5 protein-coding genes are annotated in these 5,162 nt (G+C 76.9%); 2 read left to right on the plus strand and 3 right to left on the minus strand.

Annotated features, from left to right (window positions below; genetic code table 11):
- On the minus strand, positions 1–1,010 hold a 1,010-nt coding region (locus NT8_RS27105), incomplete at its 3' end, for a Gfo/Idh/MocA family protein (RefSeq protein ID WP_245646354.1).
- A 138-nt stretch (positions 1,011–1,148) separates the two neighbouring features.
- Between NT8_RS27105 and NT8_RS30155 the strand changes: the two genes are divergently transcribed.
- On the plus strand, positions 1,149–1,307 hold the full coding sequence (locus tag NT8_RS30155; protein ID WP_169805265.1) for a hypothetical protein: 159 nt from the start codon (positions 1,149–1,151) through the stop codon (positions 1,305–1,307).
- A gap of 81 nt (positions 1,308–1,388) precedes the next feature.
- On the opposite strand, the gene NT8_RS27110 is transcribed toward NT8_RS30155, so the two are convergent.
- Positions 1,389–2,219, minus strand: coding sequence for an aldo/keto reductase (locus tag NT8_RS27110; RefSeq protein ID WP_067975683.1), 831 nt, complete (start codon positions 2,217–2,219; stop codon positions 1,389–1,391).
- Positions 2,220–2,896: 677 nt separating this feature from the next.
- Between NT8_RS27110 and NT8_RS27115 the strand changes: the two genes are divergently transcribed.
- Entirely contained in the window at positions 2,897–3,574 is a 678-nt protein-coding gene (locus tag NT8_RS27115; RefSeq protein WP_067975686.1) for a helix-turn-helix domain-containing protein, read from the plus strand.
- A gap of 69 nt (positions 3,575–3,643) precedes the next feature.
- On the opposite strand, the gene NT8_RS27120 is transcribed toward NT8_RS27115, so the two are convergent.
- Positions 3,644–5,158 carry an aldehyde dehydrogenase (NADP(+)) gene (locus tag NT8_RS27120; RefSeq protein ID WP_067975687.1) on the minus strand — a complete coding sequence of 505 codons (1,515 nt, stop codon included), beginning with the start codon at positions 5,156–5,158 and terminating at the stop codon, positions 3,644–3,646.
- Between the last annotated feature and the right edge of the window lie 4 nt (positions 5,159–5,162).

The following is a 5,162-nucleotide window of genomic DNA, read 5'->3' on the forward strand; positions in this document are numbered from 1 at the left end:
GGCGCGCCGTCGGCGGCCGCCGAGGCGAACACCGCCTGGAGGACGCGGACGGCGCGCAGCGAGTCCTCGGTCGTCACGGGCGCGGGCGCCCGGCCGCGCGCGGCGGCGCCGAACGCCTCCACCTGGAGCCGGTAGTGGTCGGTGGCGGCGATGCGCTCCTCGCGCACCCCCTCCCCCGTGCGGACGGTGAGCACGCCGTCGTCGCACGGCCCGGCCCACGCGTCGGCGACGGTGAGCGACCCGTGCGTGCCCTGCAGCTCCAGCCAGGAGCGGGGGCCGTAGTCCATGGCGTAGTCGAGCACGGCGGAGCGCCCCCCGCCGAAGTCGAGCACGGCGGTGCCCGAGGTGTCGACCCCGGCGCCGGGGCGGCGGGAAAGGGTGGCGCGGACGCGCTCCGGTTCGCGGCCGAAGTAGCGCAGCGCCGTGTCGACGGCGTAGCAGCCGACGTCCCAGGTGGCGCCGCCGCCCAGAGCGGGGGCGAGGCGGATGTCGGCGGGGTCGTCGCCCATGCGGAACGCGTAGGCGGCGCGCACCACGCGCAGCTCGCCGATCTCCCCGGCGGCCAGCAGCTCGGCGGCCCGCTGCTGCTGCGGGTGGTGGCGGTACATGAACGCCTCCATCACGGTGCGGCCGGCCTCGGCCGCCTCGGCGGCGACGGCGCGGACGTCCTCGGCGGTGAGGGCCATGGGCTTCTCGACCAGGACGTGCTTGCCGGCGCGCAGGGCGCGCAGGGTCCAGCCGACGTGCTGGGAGTTGGGCAGCGCGATGTAGACGGCGTCGATTACGGGGTCCGCGAGCAGGGCGGCGTAGTCGGCGCGGGCGGTGGTGCCGTGCGCGGCGGCGACCTCGGCGACCCGCACGGCGTTCTGCGGCCGCCCGGCGACGGCGGCGAGGACGGCGCGGTCGGCGGTGGTGATGGCGGGCATGACGCGGCGGCTGATGGCGGCGGTGGCACCGAGGACGCCCCAGCGCATGGGAGCGCTCCCATTCAGTTCGGACGACGTGGTCACGTTCTCCTCCTGGGGGTCGGCCGCGCGGAGGGCGCGCGGCGGGCCCGATGCTACCGCCGCCGGTCCCGGCGGTACAGGGCGGCCCGGCGGCCGGCGCCCCGCGCGCCGGGCCCGGTGCGCGCCGCGTAGGATGGCGCCATGGGAGAACTCGGAATCATCGGCCTGGTCGCGCTCGTGGTCATCATGGCGGTCCCCGTGTCCATCGTCGTCGCCGGCGTGGTCTACGTCGTCCGCCTCGCCCGCACGGGCACCGACGCCACGCTCACCCGGGCGCTGCGGCGCCGCGAGCTCGCCTGACCGGGCGGTCCTCGACGCGGATCGGGGCGGGCCCGCCCCCGTGAGGGAGCGGGCCCGCCCCGTTGTGCGTGCCGGGCGGCCTCAGGCCACGTCGAAGGTGTCGGGGTCGGGCCCGAACCGCTGGTCGGCGTTGAGCGCCGAGATCGCGTCGACGTCGCCGCTGGACAGCTCGAAGTCGAACACGTCGAAGTTGGAGCGGATGCGCTCCGGCGTGACCGACTTCGGGATGGCGATGTTGCCCGTCTGCAGGTGCCAGCGGATGATCGTCTGGGCGGGCGTCTTGCCGTAGGCGTCGGCGATCTTGCCGATGGTCGGATCGTCGAGCAGGTTGCCCTGGCCCAGCGGGCTCCACGCCTCGGTGGCGATGCGGTGCTCGGCGTGGAAGCGCCGCAGCTCCGCCTGCGTGAGCCGGGGGTGGAGTTCGATCTGGTTGACCATGGGCACGATCCCGCCCTCCTCCATGACCCGGCGCAGGTGCGGGATCTGGAAGTTGGACGTGCCCACCGCGCGGACGCGGCCGTCGGCGTAGAGCCGCTCCAGGGCCTTCCACGTGCCGACGTAGGCGTCGCGCGCCGGCAGCGGCCAGTGGATCAGGTAGAGGTCGAGCCGGTCGAGGCCGAGCCGCTGCAGCGAGGCGTCGAACGCCCGCAGGGTGGCGTCGTAGCCGTGGTCGCTGTTCCAGAGCTTGCTCGTGACGAACAGCTGGTCGCGGTCGATCCCCGAGCGCCGCAGCGCCTCGCCCACGCCCTCCTCGTTGCCGTAGGCGGCGGCGGTGTCGATGCTGCGGTAGCCGGCCTGGAGGGCCGTGCCGACCACGTCGACCACGCTGCCCGCGTCGACCTGCCAGACCCCGAATCCGAGCTGGGGTATGCGCACGCCGTTGTTGAGCGTGACGTCGGGAATGGTGAACATGCCTTCTCCCCCGTTGCTGACTGTGGTGGACGTCGTCCGACCTGGGCAACCCGCCGGGGCGGGGTGCCATTCCGGCCGCGCCGCCGCTGTGAACAGCGCCATGCCGGCGCCCCCGTGGCCGGGGACGACGCCCCCCGAACATGGCAAAAAGCGGGCAAATGAGCAAATTCGCCGCAAGCGGCGCACCTGACGTGACACAGGGTCATACCGGGCGGGACGGCCGCGCCCACCGCGCGGCCGCCGGTCGTTGCTCCCCTGGTCACGGGCGGTGGCGGCGGTCCGTCATGTGCCATGTCTAACCGGCCCGCCGCGGCTTGTCACCCACCACCACGCCCCGGCGCGCGCTCGGCCGAAGACGGCGCACCCGGCGAGGGTCCCGGCCATGCCGGGCGGCGGCGGGCCGCCCGGGACCGGCGGGGCGGACACGGCACGGCGCCGGTGGCGCCGTCCGGCCGGAACCGGCCGCGGACACCCCGTCAGCACCGCGCCCCCGGGCGTGGCCCCGGGCGCCCGGTTCCGCCGGTTTCGCGGCCCGGGTCCCGTTCGCGGGGACGCCGCCGCAGGTCCGGACCGGCGCGGCCCCGCACGTCGACGTGGATCTTCGGCCGGTGAGGGCGCAGTATCGAGGGAGAGCACGGGCGGGAGCAGCGGTCCCGCCGCAGGACACGGGGGGCCCGGTGAACGACGCACACACATCCGGCCAGGGGGCCGGCGATCTCGGGCGGCGGGCGGCGCACCGCCGCGCGAGCCTGGGACTCACCCGCGAGGAGGTCGCGCTGCGCGCCGGCATGGCGCCGGGCTACGTCGCCTACCTGGAGGAGCACCCGCCGCAGCTGAGCCGGTGGGCACTGTACCGGCTGGCGCGGGCGCTGCAGACCACCGAGGACGAGCTGCTGGGGGTCGGCCGCGACGCCGCCCCGGGCGCCGACCGCACGATGGTGCCCGACCCGGAGCTGCGCGTCCTCGACCCCGAGGAGTGCATGCGGCTGCTGAAGACCGGCGGGGTGGGGCGGGTGGCGTTCCCCGTCGAGGGCGAGGCCGCGCCGACCGTGCTGCCGGTCAACTACGTGGTCTCGGGCGACACCGTGGTGTTCCGCACCGATCCGGACGGGGTCATCGCGGCGCACGCCGACGGCTACGTGGCGTTCCAGGTCGACCGGCTCGACGGCGCCATGAGCGAGGGGTGGAGCGTGCTCGTCAGCGGCCGCGCCCGGCGGGTGCTCGACCCGGCGGAGCTGACCGCGCTGCGGGCGCTGGCCCCGGTCCGGCCGTGGGCGGGCGGCGACCGCGACGCGTGCGTGCGCATCGTGCCCACGCGGCTGACGGGCCGGCGCATCCGGGCGCACGGCGACTGACCGCCCCCGCCCCCGGCGCGGAGCGGACCCGGGGGCCGTCCGCGCCCGTTGGCGCGGACGGCCCGCCGGTCAGACCTCCAGCCGGCCGTCGACCCGGCGCGGCACCCGCGCGGCGGGGGTGTCGCGCAGTTCGTCGGGCAGCAGCCCCTGCGGGGCGTTCTGCCAGGTCATCGGCCGCAGGAAGCGGCGGATCGAGGTCACCCCGACCGACGTGTGCAGGACGTTGGTGGCGGCCGGCCACGGCCCGCCGTGGTTCATCCCCCACGCCACCGCCACCCCGGTGGGGTAGCCGTTGCAGATGATGCGCCCGGCGCGCTCGCGCAGCAGCGGCTCGATCCCGGCGACGAACTCCGTGTCGGCGTCGTCGGCGATCACGGTCGCCGTGAGCGACCCCGGCACCCGGGCGAGGGCGGCCCGCAGGTCGTCCTCGCCGGTGTAGGCGGCGACCAGGGCGAGGGGGCCGAAGCACTCCTCGGCGGTCTCGGCGGTGACGGCGGCGGCGTCGGCGCCCAGCAGGCGCACGGGGGCGTTCCAGCCGGTGCCGTCGGGGGCGGTGCCCTCGGCGAGCAGCCGGACGCCCGGCGCGGCGGCGAGGCGGTCGGCCCCGGCCCCGAACCCGTCGCGGATGCCCTCGCTGAGCAGGGTGCCGGCCGGCATGCCGGCGACGGCCTCGGCCAGCGCGTCGGTGACCGCGCGGCCCGCCTCGCCCGCGGGGACGAACACCAGGCCGGGCTTGGTGCAGAACTGGCCGGCGCCCATGGTGAAGGACGCGCGGACGCCCTCGGCGATCTCGGCGGCGCGGGCGGCGGCCGCGCCGGGGGCGACCACGAGCGGGTTGACGCTGCCCAGTTCGCCGTAGAAGGGGATGGGGTCGGGCCGGCCCGCGGCGATGTCGTGCAGGGCGCGCCCGCCCCGCAGCGACCCGGTGAACCCGACCGCGCGGATCGCCGGGTGGCGGACCAGCGCGGCGCCCGCCTCCTGGCCGTGGACGACGGCGACGGTGCCCTCGGGCGCCCCGGCCTCGGCGGCGCCCGCCGCCAGGGCGGCGAAGCAGCGCTGGGAGGTGGCGGGGTGGGCCGGGTGGGCCTTGACGACCACGGGGCAGCCGGCGGCGAGCGCGGCGACGGTGTCGCCGCCGGGCACGGAGAACGCCAGCGGGAAGTTGGAGGCGCCGAACACCGCGACGGGGCCGATCGGCAGCAGCATCCGCCGCAGGTCGGGGCGGGGGCCCATGGGGGTGTCGCCGGCGTGGTCGACGACGGCCTCCAGGTAGGAGCCCTCCTCGATCGCGTCGGCGAAGAGTTCGAACTGGTAGCGGGTGCGGGTCAGCTCCCCGTTGAGGCGGGTCGGGCCGAGCGCGGTCTCGCGGTCGGCGAGGGCGACGATGGTGTCGCGGTCGGCCTCCAGGGCGGCGGCCATGGCGCGCAGCAGGCGGGCGCGGCCGGCCCGGCCCAGTCCGGCGAGCGGGGCCGCGGCGGCGGCAGCGGCGCCGCAGGCGGCGTCCAGCTCCTCGGGCGTGGTCTCCTGGGCGACGGTCTCGACGGGTGCGCCGGTGCGCGGGTCGACGCTGACGATGTCGGTCATGGGT

Source organism: Nocardiopsis trehalosi NBRC 14201, assembly GCF_001552555.1.
In the GTDB taxonomy this organism is placed as follows: domain Bacteria; phylum Actinomycetota; class Actinomycetes; order Streptosporangiales; family Streptosporangiaceae; genus Nocardiopsis_B; species Nocardiopsis_B trehalosi.